Source organism: Proteus sp. fly-1089, assembly GCF_040138965.1.
GTDB classification, from domain to species: Bacteria; Pseudomonadota; Gammaproteobacteria; order Enterobacterales; family Enterobacteriaceae; genus Proteus; species Proteus vulgaris_B.
In genome coordinates, this window is record NZ_JBEETS010000011.1 from 15,258 (window position 1) to 29,819 (window position 14,562).

Annotated in this window: 16 protein-coding genes and 1 riboswitch; of the genes, 7 read left to right on the plus strand and 9 right to left on the minus strand. The window is 39.9% G+C overall.

From position 1 onward, the window contains the following. Positions 1–173: 173 nt before the first annotated feature. The 7 genes from thiH to ABN080_RS17760 all read right to left on the minus strand — a co-directional run bounded on the left by thiH (position 174) and on the right by ABN080_RS17760 (position 6,562). Positions 174–1,292 (minus strand): 2-iminoacetate synthase ThiH, encoded by a 1,119-nt coding sequence (gene thiH, locus ABN080_RS17730; RefSeq protein WP_349441641.1) that lies wholly within the window; start codon positions 1,290–1,292, stop codon positions 174–176. Continuing rightward, positions 1,292–2,059: a thiazole synthase gene (locus ABN080_RS17735; RefSeq protein WP_197269806.1), complete on the minus strand. Its 768-nt coding sequence runs from the start codon at positions 2,057–2,059 to the stop codon at positions 1,292–1,294. Before ABN080_RS17735 ends, thiH begins: the two co-directional genes overlap by 1 nt. Before the next feature lies 1 nt (position 2,060). Beyond that, a complete protein-coding gene (gene thiS, locus ABN080_RS17740; protein ID WP_072071062.1) occupies positions 2,061–2,261 on the minus strand; it encodes a sulfur carrier protein ThiS in 201 nt (66 codons plus the stop codon). Then, a complete protein-coding gene (locus ABN080_RS17745; protein WP_349441642.1) occupies positions 2,258–3,007 on the minus strand; it encodes a HesA/MoeB/ThiF family protein in 750 nt (249 codons plus the stop codon). The genes thiS and ABN080_RS17745 overlap by 4 nt, the downstream gene beginning before the upstream one ends. Next, on the minus strand, positions 3,001–3,648 hold the full coding sequence (gene thiE, locus ABN080_RS17750; protein ID WP_349441643.1) for a thiamine phosphate synthase: 648 nt from the start codon (positions 3,646–3,648) through the stop codon (positions 3,001–3,003). Before thiE ends, ABN080_RS17745 begins: the two co-directional genes overlap by 7 nt. Then, positions 3,632–5,584: a phosphomethylpyrimidine synthase ThiC gene (thiC, locus tag ABN080_RS17755; RefSeq protein ID WP_349441644.1), complete on the minus strand. Its 1,953-nt coding sequence runs from the start codon at positions 5,582–5,584 to the stop codon at positions 3,632–3,634. Before thiC ends, thiE begins: the two co-directional genes overlap by 17 nt. A 130-nt stretch (positions 5,585–5,714) precedes the next feature. Further along, positions 5,715–5,837: riboswitch (TPP riboswitch) on the minus strand. A 44-nt stretch (positions 5,838–5,881) separates the two neighbouring features. Then, the gene (locus tag ABN080_RS17760) at positions 5,882–6,562 is read right to left on the minus strand and encodes an HAD family hydrolase (protein ID WP_349441645.1); all 681 of its coding nucleotides are present in this window, start codon (positions 6,560–6,562) and stop codon (positions 5,882–5,884) included. Positions 6,563–6,709: 147 nt separating this feature from the next. On the opposite strand from ABN080_RS17760, the gene nudC reads away from it, so the two are divergent. The 6 genes from nudC to ABN080_RS17790 all read left to right on the plus strand — a co-directional run bounded on the left by nudC (position 6,710) and on the right by ABN080_RS17790 (position 11,153). After that, positions 6,710–7,495: an NAD(+) diphosphatase gene (gene nudC, locus ABN080_RS17765; RefSeq protein ID WP_196554939.1), complete on the plus strand. Its 786-nt coding sequence runs from the start codon at positions 6,710–6,712 to the stop codon at positions 7,493–7,495. Positions 7,496–7,583: 88 nt separating this feature from the next. Continuing rightward, a complete protein-coding gene (gene hemE / locus ABN080_RS17770) occupies positions 7,584–8,657 on the plus strand; it encodes a uroporphyrinogen decarboxylase (protein ID WP_349441646.1) in 1,074 nt (357 codons plus the stop codon). Continuing rightward, complete coding sequence (gene nfi / locus ABN080_RS17775) at positions 8,650–9,318, plus strand: deoxyribonuclease V (RefSeq protein WP_196554937.1); 669 nt, start codon at positions 8,650–8,652, stop codon at positions 9,316–9,318. The genes hemE and nfi overlap by 8 nt, the downstream gene beginning before the upstream one ends. A gap of 74 nt (positions 9,319–9,392) precedes the next feature. Next, entirely contained in the window at positions 9,393–9,983 is a 591-nt protein-coding gene (locus ABN080_RS17780; protein WP_072071056.1) for a YjaG family protein, read from the plus strand. A gap of 190 nt (positions 9,984–10,173) precedes the next feature. Beyond that, the gene (hbs, locus tag ABN080_RS17785) at positions 10,174–10,446 is read left to right on the plus strand and encodes a non-specific DNA-binding protein Hbs (protein ID WP_004246922.1); all 273 of its coding nucleotides are present in this window, start codon (positions 10,174–10,176) and stop codon (positions 10,444–10,446) included. A 44-nt stretch (positions 10,447–10,490) separates the two neighbouring features. Continuing rightward, a complete protein-coding gene (locus tag ABN080_RS17790) occupies positions 10,491–11,153 on the plus strand; it encodes a DUF1481 domain-containing protein (protein ID WP_349441648.1) in 663 nt (220 codons plus the stop codon). A 27-nt stretch (positions 11,154–11,180) separates the two neighbouring features. Here ABN080_RS17790 and purD read toward each other — a convergent pair whose 3' ends face one another. Together purD and purH are read right to left on the minus strand one after the other, a co-directional pair. Continuing rightward, positions 11,181–12,470 (minus strand): phosphoribosylamine--glycine ligase, encoded by a 1,290-nt coding sequence (gene purD, locus ABN080_RS17795; protein ID WP_349441649.1) that lies wholly within the window; start codon positions 12,468–12,470, stop codon positions 11,181–11,183. Positions 12,471–12,482: 12 nt separating this feature from the next. Continuing rightward, entirely contained in the window at positions 12,483–14,072 is a 1,590-nt protein-coding gene (gene purH, locus ABN080_RS17800) for a bifunctional phosphoribosylaminoimidazolecarboxamide formyltransferase/IMP cyclohydrolase (protein ID WP_196554934.1), read from the minus strand. Between the two features lie 307 nt (positions 14,073–14,379). Between purH and ABN080_RS17805 the strand changes: the two genes are divergently transcribed. Next, positions 14,380–14,562 (plus strand): hypothetical protein (locus ABN080_RS17805; protein ID WP_349441650.1); only part of this gene is annotated, 183 nt, incomplete at its 3' end.

Consider the following 14,562-nt stretch of genomic DNA (forward strand, 5'->3'; position numbering starts at 1 on the left):
TTTTTATAAATATTAAATTAAAAGAATTATAATATATTAATTTTAATGTTTTATTTTTGTTGGGTTATTTTGAATTTATTAAAAATCACTTCTATTGAATTATGTAATAAAAACCGCCTTTATTATTTTTAATTAAATAAACTAAAGGCGGTTTTATATTGTTTAAATTTTAATTAACGGCCCAAGTAATTATCCCAATCTTTCCATACGGGTTGTAATCCTCGTTCTTTTAATGCATTAATCACATCATTAACATGGCGATTATCATTAGGAGAGAATTGTTCTAATTCTTCATGACTATCAGAATACCCACCAGGTTGAGTTTTAGAACCCGCACTAATGTTATTTATCGCTAATGGTACTGTATTATCACGAAAATATGGAGATTCGCGGGTTGAAAGTGAAAGCTCAACATCAGGTGCCAAAATACGAAAAGCACAGATCAATTGAACTAATTCCGCTTCACTCATTACTGATGCGGGACTTAGTCCACCAGCACAAGGGCGTAAACGAGGAAAAGAGATTGAATAGCGACTTTTCCAATAGCGTTTTTGTAAAAATAAGAGATGCTCTGCCACCATATAACAATCGCTACGCCACTGGCTTGAAAGACCAATCAATGCACCTAAACCAATTTTATCAATTCCAGCTTGTCCTAATCTATCTGGCGTTTGTAATCGCCAATGAAAGTCTTGTTTTTTGCCCTTTAGGTGATGAAGCTGATAAGTGGGTTCATGATAGGTTTCTTGATAAACCATGACACCATCAATACCGAGTGTTTTTAATTCGGCATATTCTTCTGTTGCAAGAGGTTGAACTTCCATCATTAATGAACTGAAATTTTCTCGAATAAGGGGGATATATTGGCGAAAATAATCCATACCCACTTTTCTTTGATGCTCACCAGTTACTAATAGCAGGCTATCAAACCCTAATTGGCGGATGCTATTACATTCGGCAATGATCTCACTTTCATTTAATGTTTTACGTTTAATGGCATTACTCATTGAAAAACCACAATAAGTACAATCATTAGCACATAAATTAGAAAGGTAAAGTGGAACATACAACCCCACAACATTGCCGAAACGTTGTCGCGTGAGTTGTTGAGCACGTTGTGCCATTGGTTCTAAATAGTATCTACCTGCTGGCGAAATGAGTGCCATGAAATCATCAAGCGTGAGAGTGTGACGATTTAATGCGACTTCAACATCTGCATGGGTTTTACTATTGAGTCTTAATGTAATGTCATCCCAATTCAGGTGTTGCCAATAATCAGAAAAAGTGTCCATTAGAACGCCCCTAAATATTGGGTTAATGGACTAGAAGCTTGTGCATGTGTATTGGTAGTTGCTAATCCTGAGTTTCTAGCGAGCTCGCCAGCATCCAGCGCTGTTTTAAATGCTTGGGCCATTAAAATTGGATTTTTAGAGACTGCAATAGCCGTATTAACTAATACCGCGTCTGCACCTAACTCTAAAGCTTCAAGAGCATGACTTGGTGCGCCAATACCTGCATCAACAACAACAGGAATAGAGGCTTGTTCGACGATAATTCGTAGAAAATCACGAGTTTGTAAGCCTTGATTAGAGCCAATAGGAGAGCCCAAAGGCATTACTGCAGCGCAACCAACGTCTTCTAAACGACGACATAAAACAGGATCAGCACTGCAGTAGGGTAAAACAACAAAACCTTCTTTCACAAGAATGTCAGCAGCTTTAAGAGTTTCAATAGGATCAGGTAATAAATATTTAGTATCAGGATGAATTTCTAATTTAACCCAATTTGTACCAAAAGCCTCTTTAGCTAATCGCGCTGCAAAAATCGCTTCTTGTGCTGTTTTTGCCCCGGATGTGTTGGGTAATAATTTTACGCCTAATGACTTGAGTGGCGCGATTAAATCATCATGTCCCTTTTTTAAATCGACTCGTTTCATTGCCATTGTTACAAGTTGGCTGCCCGAAGCCTTAATGGCTTCTGTCATTAGCGTTGGTGTTGCAAATTTTCCTGTGCCTGTAAAAAGTCTAGATGTGAATGTGGTATCAGCAATTTTTAACATATCAGCCCCCCGCAATTGCTTGAAAGAGAAGAATAGTATCGCCATCGTTAATAAAATGTGTTTCCCAATTTTCACGAGGAACAATGGTTTCATTGATGGCGAGTGCCACACCTATAGGTGGCTGTTCTAACTGAATAAGGAGCTGGCTAATAGTGACAGGCATATCCAGAGAATATTGTTCGTCATTTACGGTAATGTTCATGCTAACCCTCGACAAACAGGACATGTTGTTGATGATGTTAAGCGTAAAGTGCTCCAATTTTGTTTTCTACCATCGAAAAGGCGTAGTTTTCCACTTAGAGAGCTAGGTAAATCAGAGAGTAACTTAATAGCTTCAAGTGCCTGAAGTGTGCCAATAACACCCACAACAGGGCCTAGAATTCCGGCTGTTTTACAATTTCGTTGTGGTTCAGTTTCATCAGGATAAAGACAGTGATAACAACCATGAATAAAAGGAGGTTCAAACACCATAAGTTGGCCACTAAACCCTACGGCACTACCACTAATAAGTGGAATTTGTTGTGCAACACACGCACGATTAATGGCTTGGCGTGTAGGCATGTTATCTGTGCAATCTAAAACTAAATCAACTTCTTTAACTAATTTAAGTAATGAATCATCATTAATACGTTGTTTATAAGAAGTCACTTTTATATCCGGATTTAAGGCGAGCAAAGCCTGCTTTGCAACCTCTGATTTCGCATCAGGGATATCTTGAGTGCGATAAAGAATTTGGCGCTGTAGATTAGAAATATGTAATTCATCATCATCAACTAAAATAAGCTCACCAATACCTGCCCCCGCGAGATACATTGATGCTGGAGAACCTAACCCACCAAGCCCGACAATCAGTACCTTTGCTTGTTGAAGTTTGTTTTGGCCCTCGATACCAATATCTTCTAACATCACTTGTCGGCTATAACGCATAAAATCATTATCATTTAGCATGACGATTTTCCTTCAACTAATTCTAATAATTTACGAGTTACTTTTTGCCAATCAGATGCTTTTGTTATTGCACTGACTAAAGCAACACTCCCCACGCCTGTTGCAACCACATCAGAGACTCTCTCTAGCGAGATCCCACCAATAGCAACAGTGGGAAAATCAGGTGTCTGTTCTACTTGATGTTTGAGCGCCTTCAAACCTTGAGGTTTAGATGGCATATCTTTCGTTGTGGTTGGAAATATATGCCCTAATGCGATGTAAGATGGGTGTAACATCTTCGCTCTTTGTAGTTCCGCCTCGTCGTGAGTAGAAATACCCAGTCGTAATCCGGCTTGTTTAATGGCATCAAGATCAGCAACATCGAGATCTTCTTGACCAAGATGAACACCATAAGCCTGATGATTAATGGCGAGTTGCCAATAATCATTGATAAACAGTCTTGCGTGATATTGTTTACCTAGTTTTATTGCTTCGATGATCTCTTTTTCAACGTCTTTTGGCTGTTTATCTTTTATACGCAATTGAAGAGTGGTAACACCTGTTTTTAATAGGCGTTCTATCCATTCAATAGAATCAACAACGGGGTAAAGCCCAAGTTTTTTTTCTGTGGATGCAAAAGGTGTATTAGAGGATTTGTTCATTTTCAGTCACCTCAATACGAGCGATTTCGGCGCTGTGGTATAGCTCATTCCCATGCTCTTTAAAGGCCTGAGACATTTGTTCCATACCTGCCGCATAATCACGTACTTCTTGCGTTATCTTCATTGAACAGAATTTAGGACCACACATTGAGCAAAAGTGAGCCACTTTTCCTGATGCTTGAGGAAGGGTTTCATCGTGATATTGGCGTGCTGTTTCAGGATCAAGCGCTAAATTGAATTGATCTTCCCATCTAAATTCAAAACGCGCTTTTGACATAGCATTATCACGGATTTGAGCACCAGGATGCCCTTTGGCTAAATCGGCAGCATGAGCCGCAATTTTATAAGTAATTAAGCCTTGTTTTACATCGTCTTTATTTGGTAAGCCTAGGTGTTCTTTCGGGGTGACATAACAGAGCATAGCACAACCAAACCAGCCAATCATTGCTGCACCAATACCTGAAGTAAAATGATCGTAACCCGGTGCAATATCTGTTGTGAGAGGGCCTAATGTATAAAAGGGAGCTTCATGACAATGCTCTAGCTCTTCTGTCATATTGCGACGTATCATCTGCATTGGAACGTGACCGGGGCCTTCAATCATGACTTGCACGTCATATTCCCATGCGATTTTTGTTAGTTCACCTAAAGTATGTAACTCAGCAAATTGTGCTTCATCGTTTGCATCTTGGATAGAGCCAGGTCTTAGCCCATCGCCCAATGAAAGGGAAACATCATAAGCGGTACAAATTTCGCAGATTTCACGGAAATGTTCGTAGAGGAAATTTTCTTTGTGATGTGATAAACACCATTTCGCCATTATCGAACCACCACGAGAGACAATACCCGTTAGGCGTTTTGCGGTCATCGGAACATAACGTAACAATACACCTGCATGAATAGTAAAGTAATCAACACCTTGCTCTGCTTGCTCAAGTAAAGTATCGCGGAACATTTCCCAAGTGAGATCTTCTGCAATACCGTTAACTTTCTCAAGTGCTTGATAGATTGGAACTGTGCCGATAGGAACAGGGCTATTGCGAATGATCCACTCACGCGTTTCATGAATGTAACGGCCTGTTGAGAGATCCATTACGGTATCTGCCCCCCAACGTGTAGACCAAATTAGCTTTTCAACTTCTTCTTCAATTGAAGACGTTACAGAAGAATTTCCGATATTGGCATTCACTTTCACTAAGAAATTACGACCAATAATCATCGGCTCTGATTCTGGGTGGTTAATATTGGCGGGAATAATGGCTCGACCAGCTGCAACTTCTTGGCGTACAAATTCAGGAGTAATATTGTCAGGGAGATGAGCACCAAAGCTAAAGCCTGCATGTTGTTGGCGTAATACTTTGCTTCGAATACGTTCACGGCCCATATTTTCACGAATAGCAATAAACTCCATTTCAGGTGTGATAATACCTTTTCGAGCATAATGCAATTGCGTCACACTTTTACTCTTTAGGGCTTTTTTAGGGTTGGGTTTTAACGGAAAACGTAGATGCTCTAATCCGGCATCAGAAAGGCGTTGTTGTGTGAAATCAGAGCTTAAGAGTGAAAGTGCTTCAGTATCATTACGCTCATCAATCCATGATTGGCGAATTTTTTTTAATCCAAGATTAACGTCGAGTTGAGAAGCTGGATCGCCATAAGGGCCAGAAGTGTCATATACCGGAACAGGTTCATTATCTTCAAAAATAGGGTTTTCTTTTGATCCACCTATTAATGTTTTATCAAGCTGGATCTCACGCATTGGTACTTGAATATTGGTACGAGAGCCTTCAAGGTAAATACGTTTTGAATTGGGAAAGCTAACTCCTTGAATAGTACTAATAAACTCCTGAGCAGCATCTCGCTGTGCTTTTCTTGGACGCTGTTTATTGGCGGTTGGCGTAATATCTTTAATAGATAAAGTTTGATTTTTGGACATAGCATTTCCTAATAAATATCATGCAGGCTGTAGCCTGTTGGGTGAATATTGAGAAAAATGCTTGTCTGGAGGTCGCAGGGAGTATCGACAGATAGGCGTATAAAAAACATACGGGATGAAGCTATCAAAAGGTCGAATCACTCTTGTTCCCTTCGCGGGTATTAACCCGATCAGGTTCCGCGGATCCCGAATTAACGGTCTCAGCCTGTGTTTATAATAGCCTTATAAACACTAGGCACTCCGACAAGAAGAAGTCCAGTATATGAAAGATTTTGAAAACTACAAGTCCGACATGGGTTATTTATTTAAATCCCAATGTTGCTGTTTCCAGTTTTTCATTTGTGAAATTTGAGCTAATTGTTGATCTGGATTGATAACTGTGACGTTATCAGCTTGATAACACAATGGGAGGTCATTAATAGAGTCAGTGTAGAAATAAATATAAGTATTATTAATATTATTAGCTTCTTTCCACCGATTTAGATGATCAACCTTTCCTTCTCGAAATGTAGGTATACCTTCAATATATCCAGTGTAATAATTATCTTTAATTTGCATATCAATGCCCATTGAAATATCTGCATTGAGTTGTTTTGCGATAGCATGAACGAGAAAAGACATTGTTGCTGAAATAATTATAACAGGAATATTTTGCTGTCGATATTGTGTAATTATTGACATTCCTTCAGGGTAAAGTAATGGCTGAATTTTTGTTTTAGTAAAGTCATTAACCCAATGATTTATTTTGTTTATATTATGATGTTTAAAGTAAGATAAATGTTGATAAAGATATTGATTTATATCCAGATTTTCAGCGTAATAATCAGCAATCATCTGTTCATCTAGTTTTAGGAAATGAGGATCGGTGACTATTTTTTTATCCCATAAATAACGTGTCCATAAACGACTAGAATCATCTGCTAAAAGCGTTTCATCTAAATCAAAAATCGCAATTTTATTTTTGGTTTTATCTGTCATTTTAGCATTCCTTTATTATAAGTAAAACTTATGAAAATCCTTTTTGAATGTTAATAAATTAGAGAGAATAATCATAATACATTGAGTGGGTCTTACTAAAGAGAGTATCCTTAATTCTATATCATTATTTTGGATAGATTTATCATTATGCATTTATATACGTTAGCGGGATCAGAGAAAGGCTGGTGGACAGTCAGCCTTGGTGGGCGAGTGTGGTTACCTAAAGGTGAACTCCCTTTTGGTTTTGCAAAGGATTGGGATTTAGTTGGTCAACAGGCCAAAATTGTTGGTGAGTGGCAGGGTGAAACTGTTTGGCTTATTCATGGAAAAATGGATAACGACATGTGTTCGCCGAGGCTTATCGCCTCACAAGATGAGAATTTATTTAAACTCGTGGGTCGCGGTGTTCAGTTAGCAGAGTTTTATCGTTCTCATCGTTTTTGTGGTTATTGTGGTTCTAAAATGCGCCATAGTGAGAGCGAATGGGCTTGTTTATGCGATAACTGCCATGAACGCTATTACCCACAAATTGCCCCTTGTATTATTGTAGGTATTCGGCATGAAGATAAGATTTTACTCGCACATCATGTTAGGCATAAACATTCCCCTCTTTATACTGTGCTCGCTGGTTTTGTGGAGGTTGGTGAAACCTTAGAAGAAGCCGTCGCTCGCGAAGTGTTTGAAGAAAGCAATATTCGTATTCGTAATATTCGTTACGTATCATCTCAACCTTGGCCATTCCCTCATTCTTTAATGATGGGTTTTTTGGCTGATTATGATGGAGGAGAGTTGCGCCATGATCCTTCAGAATTAACCAGTGCGGCTTGGTATCGTTACGATCAGCTACCACAGATCCCACCTCCAGATACTATTGCGCGACGCTTGATAGAAGATACGATAGCGAATATTAGACAAGATAAAGAAAAGAACTAAATAAAGGCGTTGTCAGCCAACAGTTATTTTTCCAGCATGTTACAATGCATGCTATTTTGCGGCCCTATTACTGTTAATGGAGTTAGTCATGAGTGAGTTGAAAAACGACCGCTATTTACGTGCGCTGTTGCGCCAACCTGTTGATGTCACCCCAGTTTGGATGATGCGTCAGGCAGGCAGATATCTTCCTGAATATAAGGAAACACGGGCACAGGCGGGGGATTTCATCTCATTGTGCAAAAATACAGAATTGGCATGCGAAGTGACATTACAGCCTTTAAGACGCTTCCCTTTAGATGCCGCTATTTTATTTTCTGATATTTTAACTATTCCTGATGCAATGGGACTAGGCCTTTACTTTGAAACTGGTGAAGGACCTCGTTTTAAGTCCCCAATAACTAGCCTTACCGATATTCAAAAGCTACCAATTCCTGATCCTGAAGACGAACTTGGCTATGTAATGAATGCAGTACGTGCGATTCGTCGTGCATTGCAAGGCAGTGTGCCATTAATCGGTTTTTCGGGAAGTCCTTGGACGTTAGCAACCTATATGGTAGAAGGTGGAAGTAGTAAGGCCTTCACAAAAATAAAAAAAATGATGTATGCAGAGCCTCAAGCACTACATCTATTACTGGATAAACTCGCAGATAGCGTTATCCTTTATCTGAATGCTCAAATTAAAGCGGGTGCACAATCTATCATGATCTTTGATACATGGGGTGGTGTACTAACAGGGCGTGATTACCAACTTTTTTCATTACACTACATGCATAAGATTGTTGATGGTCTTATTCGCGAATACGATGGAAGAAAAGTTCCTGTAACCTTATTTACCAAAGGTGGCGGTCGTTGGTTAGAAGCAATGGCAGCAACAGGTTGTGATGCATTAGGATTAGATTGGACGATAGATATCGAAGATGCACGTCGTCGAGTAGGGGATAAAGTCGCCTTACAAGGTAATATGGATCCTTCTATGCTGTATGCGCCGCCAGCCAGAATAGAGCAAGAGGTCGAAACTATTCTTGCTGGGTTTGGTAAAGGTAACGGTCATGTTTTTAATCTTGGGCACGGTATTCATCAAGATGTTCCACCAGAGCATGCTGGTGCATTTATTGATGCGGTTCACCGTTTATCGAAGCCTTATCATCAGGATAATGATTAATACCTCACAATTGCGTCAGGAGCAGACAGAAAAAGCTCAACAAATTATTTTGACAGACCAATTTACAATGCCTACTTATATTGCTGGCGCTGATGTTGGTTTTGAAGATGGTGGCGCAGTTACTCGCGCCGCCATCGTGATAATGCATTACCCTTCTTTTGAAATTCTTGAATACCAAATCGCGCGAATACCTACAAATCTTCCTTACATCCCAGGTTTACTTTCATTTAGAGAGTGCCCAGCATTACTGTCTGCTTGGCAATTAATCAAACAGAAACCTTCTCTTATTTTTGTCGATGGGCAAGGTATTGCTCATCCTAGAAGGCTCGGTGTTGCCAGTCATTTTGGTTTATTAGTGGACACGCCTACTATTGGCGTAGCAAAAAGTCGTTTATGTGGTACTGATCGAGCGGTTAATGAAGAGATGGGAAGCCATGAGCCATTAATGGATAAGAATGAGCAAATAGGATGGATTTATCGCAGTAAGAAAAAATGCAAACCCCTGTATATTTCTCCGGGTCATAAAGTGAGTATGGAAGGCGCTTTGCAGTGGGTTGAGTTGTGTATGAAAGGGTATCGATTGCCAGAACCAACGCGTTGGGCTGATGGTATTGCTTCAAATAGGCGATTATTTGAGCAGTTGAATAAGAATAAGCTCTAAATGACCGGGAAATATGTGGATATTTTTAATTTTCAGGTAAACTGCGCCTAAGTTAAGAAAATGAGTAATCACGAATGTTGAAGAACCCAATCCATTTACGTTTAGAAAAGCTAGAAGCTTGGCAACACCTGACGTTTATGGCGTGCCTGTGTGAGCGAATGTACCCAAATTATCAGGTATTTTGTCGCGAAACAGGATTTGCTGATCCAACGCTTTATCGCCGTATTCTCGATCTGGTTTGGGAAACTTTAACGGTGAAAGATGCAAAAGTGAATTTTGATTCTCAATTAGAGAAATTAGAAGAAGCTATTCCTGACGCATCTCAATTTGATATTTACGGTGTCTATCCAGCGATTGATGCCTGTGTCGCCTTGAGTGAAGTTGTTCACTCCCGTTTAAGTGGTGAATCGCTAAGTCATGCTATTGAAGTCAGCAAATTATCAGTAGGGACGGTTGCTTCACTTGAAATGACACAAGCAGAAAGAGAAATGAGCGAAGAAGAGCTAAGATCACTGCCTGTTGTTATTGAAGAATTCGATATCCAATGGGAAATTTACCGCCTACTTGTAGAGTGTGAAGAAAGAGATATCGAGCTGATTAAAGGTCTACGTGCAGACCTTCGTGAAGCAGGAATGAGCAATATCGGTATAGAATTAACGCACTAAATCAGAAAAACGTGATTTAGTGCTTGAAAAGCGACGTTTAAAGACTTCACATCACCCCCGTGTATGTTCTACATTGGGTACGAAAAGAAGTGGCTCAGGTGTTTTACTTAATTCATCTTCTTAAAAAGATAAGTTAAGTTTTTTCACCAGATGTTTTTCAAACGATAAAACATACTTTAAGGACTATTTTATGAACAAAGCTGAATTAACCGAATCAGTTGCTGAAAAAGCGGATCTGACAAAAACTCAGGCAAAAGCTGCTATTGAAGCGTTTATCGACTCAGTAACAGGAGCTCTGAAAGAAGGCGATTCTGTACAGTTAGTTGGTTTCGGTACATTCAAGGTAAATCACCGTGCTGAGCGTACTGGTCGTAACCCTCAAACTGGTAAAGAAATTAAAATTGCAGCAGCTAATGTTCCTGCATTTACTGCCGGTAAAGCACTGAAAGACGCAGTAAAATAATTCCTTTGAACGGAATGAACAATAGAGGGGGATTTACTCCCCTTTTGTTGAAACGACAGGGGCTGTTAGCAATAGGATCAGCTTTTTTGCTCAGCGCCTGCTCCTCGACAGTACAACTCCCAGAATTTTCTGCAACAGGATATATTGCAGACGAAGGTGTTGTGCGACTCTGGCGTTTAAATAATAAAATATCAGAGCCTCAAGTGATCATGAGCGTTTATAGCTTTTATAAAAAGCCAGAAACAATCATCACATTCTATGAGTATCGCCAAAATAAGCTTTGGCAAGTCCGCTCTGAAGTGGTCAATCAAAATGATCCCTCATCTTGGCACCTTCGTTTAAATAAACGTGATGAAGTCATTTTCATGCAACAGGAAAGCCAGAAGCAAAAACGAGCATTAACAGAAGATGAGCGTTTAAGAATGGTGTTTGCTGCAAGTAAAGAGCGTGAAATCAGTGAAGCGCTTACTATTGGAAAAGTAAACTTAGTACAAGGTATTTGGTATCAAAATACAATGACAACATGTGCTGGTGAGAAAGTGAGTGTTTCATTCGAAGATCCAGAGCAACGCTGGTTAAAAACGAGAACACGTAATTTAAGTAAGCCTTCTTATGTTGCTTGGCTTGATTCACCAGAAGGTAAACAGTTGCTTATGGTAGCCGACCATGATTTCTGTAAATGGGAGCCAACAAAAGAGAGCTTGTGACTACTCCCTTCTGCTGCATTTAGTCACTTACTTATTTAAACGCGCAATCGCACGATAGCCGATATCATGGCGATAAAAACTTCCATTCCAATGAATACCTTCTGCTAAAGCATAAGCATTTTTTTGCGCTTGCTCGATATCATCACCTAATGCCGTCGCACATAAAACTCTTCCGCCAGCTGTAATTACTTCACCTTTATTATTCAGAGTTGTTCCAGCCTGAAAAACTTTAGCAGTTGCTGATGATGTTGTGCTCAAACCTTCAATCACATCACCTTGATGATAATCATTAGGGTAACCACCAGCGGCAATGACGATACCTAAAGCAGGGCGAGGATCCCAAACAGAATCTTTCCCTTTTAAATTACCATTAGCACCTGCTAAACAGAGTTCAACTAAATCTGACTGCATACGCATCATAATTGGTTGTGTTTCAGGATCACCAAAGCGACAGTTAAATTCGATAACTTTTGCAATACCTTGTTTATCAATCATCAATCCAGCATAAAGAAAACCCTGATAACGATGCCCTTCAGCAGCCATACCTTTTACCGTTGGATAAATAATTTTTTCCATCACTTGCTGGTGGATCTCATTGGTGACGACAGGTGCTGGTGAATACGCGCCCATACCACCAGTGTTAGGCCCCGTATCGCCATCGCCAACACGTTTATGATCTTGGCTTGTTGCCATAGGGATAACATTTTCACCATCCACCATGACAATAAAACTTGCTTCTTCACCATCAAGAAACTCTTCAATAACAATACGATGTCCTGCATCACCAAAGACATTACCTGCTAGCATATCCCTAATTGCCGCTTCTGCTTCTGCTAGCGTTATGGCGACGATCACACCTTTGCCTGCTGCTAAGCCATCAGCTTTAATAACAATAGGCGCACCCATCTTATGTAAATATTCCAGCGCAGGGGCTATTTCAGTAAAGTTTTGATAATTCGCGGTTGGAATTTTATGGCGAGCTAAGAAGTCTTTAGTAAAGGCTTTAGATCCTTCGAGTTGTGCAGCACCTTGTGTAGGGCCAAAAATGGTTAATCCTGCATCTTTAAAAGCATCAACAACACCAATAACAAGTGGTGCTTCAGGACCAACAATCGTTAAATCAATTTTATTCTCAAGCGCAAAAGTGACTAATGCTGGAATATCAGTAGCGCTGATTGCTACATTTTGTACACCTTGCTCTAGTGCCGTTCCTGCATTACCCGGTGCAACAAAGACCTGTGTGGAAAGTGGCGATTGAACCACTTTCCAAGCTAAAGCATGTTCACGACCACCATTACCAATAATCAAAATCTTCATATCAATACCCTATTAATGACGGAAGTGACGCATATTGGTGAAAATCATTGCGATGTTGTGTTCATTGGCAGCAGCAATCACTTCATCATCACGAATTGAACCACCAGGTTGAATAACGCAAGTTACGCCGGCAAGTGCTGCCGCATCAATGCCATCTCTAAATGGGAAGAATGCATCTGATGCCATCGCGCAACCAGCAACTTCTAAACCTTCATCAGCAGCTTTTATGCCAGCAATTTTTGCAGAATACACCCGGCTCATTTGTCCTGCGCCAATACCGACTGTCATATCATTTTTAGCGTAAACAATGGCATTTGATTTTACGAATTTTGCTACTTTCCAGCAAAACAGTGCATCTTTCATTTCGCGTTCACTTGGCTGGCGTTGAGTAACTACTCTTAAGTTTTCTTCTTTAACCATGCCTAAATCACGATCTTGTACTAAAAGCCCACCGTTGACTCGTTTGAAGTCAAAAGCAGGTTTTGCTTCTTGCCATTGACCACAGGCTAATACCCGAACATTAGGTTTAGTTGCTAAAATAGGTAACGCATCTTCATTAATAGAAGGAGCAATTATCACTTCGACAAATTGTCGTTCGATGATTGCACTTGCGGTTTTTACATCTAGTGGACGATTAAAAGCGATAATACCGCCAAATGCAGAAGTGGGATCGGTTTTAAATGCATTGTCATATGCTTGTGCGAGCGTATTCGCAATAGCAACACCACAAGGGTTTGCGTGTTTCACGATAACACATGCTGGATCGGAAAAAGATTTTACACATTCTAATGCGGCGTCTGTATCTGCAATGTTGTTATAAGAAAGCGCTTTGCCTTGTAATTGGGTTGCAGTCGCAATAGACGCTTCTTCTATATGCTCTTCTATATAGAAAGCAGCTTGTTGATGAGCATTCTCACCATAACGCATATCTTGTTTCTTTATATAGTTCAGATTTAGAGTACGAGGGAATGTACCTGAAGGTTGTGAAGTGTCACCATAATAAGGAGCGACTTTCTGACCAAAGTAGTTTGCAATCATTCCGTCGTAAGCAGCAGTGTGCTCAAAGGCTTTAATTGCTAAATCAAAACGTGTATCTAAAGTAAGACTATTTTCGTGATTATCCATTTCTTCAATCACTCTTTCATAGTCATTACAATTAACGACAATGGTAACATCTTTATGGTTTTTTGCTGCTGAGCGAACCATTGTAGGTCCACCAATATCGATATTCTCCACTGCATCTGCTAATGAGCAATTTGGGAGAGCAACTGTTTTGGCAAAAGGATAAAGGTTCACTACGACCATATCGATAGGACGAATCTCATGTTCTTCCATTATTGCATCGTCTTGCCCGCGGCGACCTAAAATTCCACCATGTACTTTGGGATGCAGTGTTTTCACTCTACCATCCATCATTTCTGGAAAACCGGTATAATCGGATACTTCAGTAACCGGTAAGCCAGCTTCTGCTAATAGACGTGCAGTCCCACCGGTTGATAAGAGTTCTACATTCCTTTCAGCAAGTGCTTTTGCGAATTCTAAAATACCTGCTTTATCAGACACACTTAAAAGTGCACGGCGGATAGGACGAAGATGTTGCATGAGTTTTATCCCTTGGGTTTGGTATAACGGTAGTAATGGTGAAGTTAAAACACATTAATACAGTGAAATTGTGTTTGCCTAACTAACATTTCAGAAGTTAAACACAAAATCAATCTTACTAAATCGTTCGCTATAATAACGCAAACGTTTGCGTTTGACATGCTAATTTTATGTAAAAAGACACTCTGTGGATAAAATTGTTGATAAGTGCGTATAAGTAGGGGTTTTGCTGTGGAATTAAGCAAACGATTTTTTTTCTTAAAAAAACTATTGCCAGCCTCAGAAAACTCCCTATAATGCGTCCTCGTTGTCACGGCAAACCACGCTAAGTGAGTTAGCCGAGAGAACAAAGAAAAAAGTGAAAAGCCTTGAAAATAAACGCTTGACACTGAATGAGGAAGATGTAGAATTCACCTCCTCGCAACAACGCAGAAGACCGGAAACGGCAGCGAATGTTGCACTGCTCTTTAACAAATTATCAGACAATCTG

What these genes read in the sequence shown, in the direction of transcription:
- thiE (WP_349441643.1), bottom strand. Translation starts at nt 3,648, where the DNA reads ATGAACAAATCCTCTAATACACCTTTTGCATCCACAGAAAAAAAACTT.
- nfi (WP_196554937.1), top strand. Translation starts at nt 8,650, where the DNA reads ATGATTAATACCTCACAATTGCGTCAGGAGCAGACAGAAAAAGCTCAA.
- thiC (WP_349441644.1), bottom strand. Translation starts at nt 5,584, where the DNA reads ATGTCCAAAAATCAAACTTTATCTATTAAAGATATTACGCCAACCGCC.
- nudC (WP_196554939.1), top strand. Translation starts at nt 6,710, where the DNA reads ATGCATTTATATACGTTAGCGGGATCAGAGAAAGGCTGGTGGACAGTC.
- ABN080_RS17745 (WP_349441642.1), bottom strand. Translation starts at nt 3,007, where the DNA reads ATGCTAAATGATAATGATTTTATGCGTTATAGCCGACAAGTGATGTTA.
- purD (WP_349441649.1), bottom strand. Translation starts at nt 12,470, where the DNA reads ATGAAGATTTTGATTATTGGTAATGGTGGTCGTGAACATGCTTTAGCT.
- ABN080_RS17760 (WP_349441645.1), bottom strand. Translation starts at nt 6,562, where the DNA reads ATGACAGATAAAACCAAAAATAAAATTGCGATTTTTGATTTAGATGAA.
- ABN080_RS17735 (WP_197269806.1), bottom strand. Translation starts at nt 2,059, where the DNA reads ATGTTAAAAATTGCTGATACCACATTCACATCTAGACTTTTTACAGGC.
- thiH (WP_349441641.1), bottom strand. Translation starts at nt 1,292, where the DNA reads ATGGACACTTTTTCTGATTATTGGCAACACCTGAATTGGGATGACATT.
- purH (WP_196554934.1), bottom strand. Translation starts at nt 14,072, where the DNA reads ATGCAACATCTTCGTCCTATCCGCCGTGCACTTTTAAGTGTGTCTGAT.
- thiS (WP_072071062.1), bottom strand. Translation starts at nt 2,261, where the DNA reads ATGAACATTACCGTAAATGACGAACAATATTCTCTGGATATGCCTGTC.
- hemE (WP_349441646.1), top strand. Translation starts at nt 7,584, where the DNA reads ATGAGTGAGTTGAAAAACGACCGCTATTTACGTGCGCTGTTGCGCCAA.
- ABN080_RS17780 (WP_072071056.1), top strand. Translation starts at nt 9,393, where the DNA reads ATGTTGAAGAACCCAATCCATTTACGTTTAGAAAAGCTAGAAGCTTGG.
- hbs (WP_004246922.1), top strand. Translation starts at nt 10,174, where the DNA reads ATGAACAAAGCTGAATTAACCGAATCAGTTGCTGAAAAAGCGGATCTG.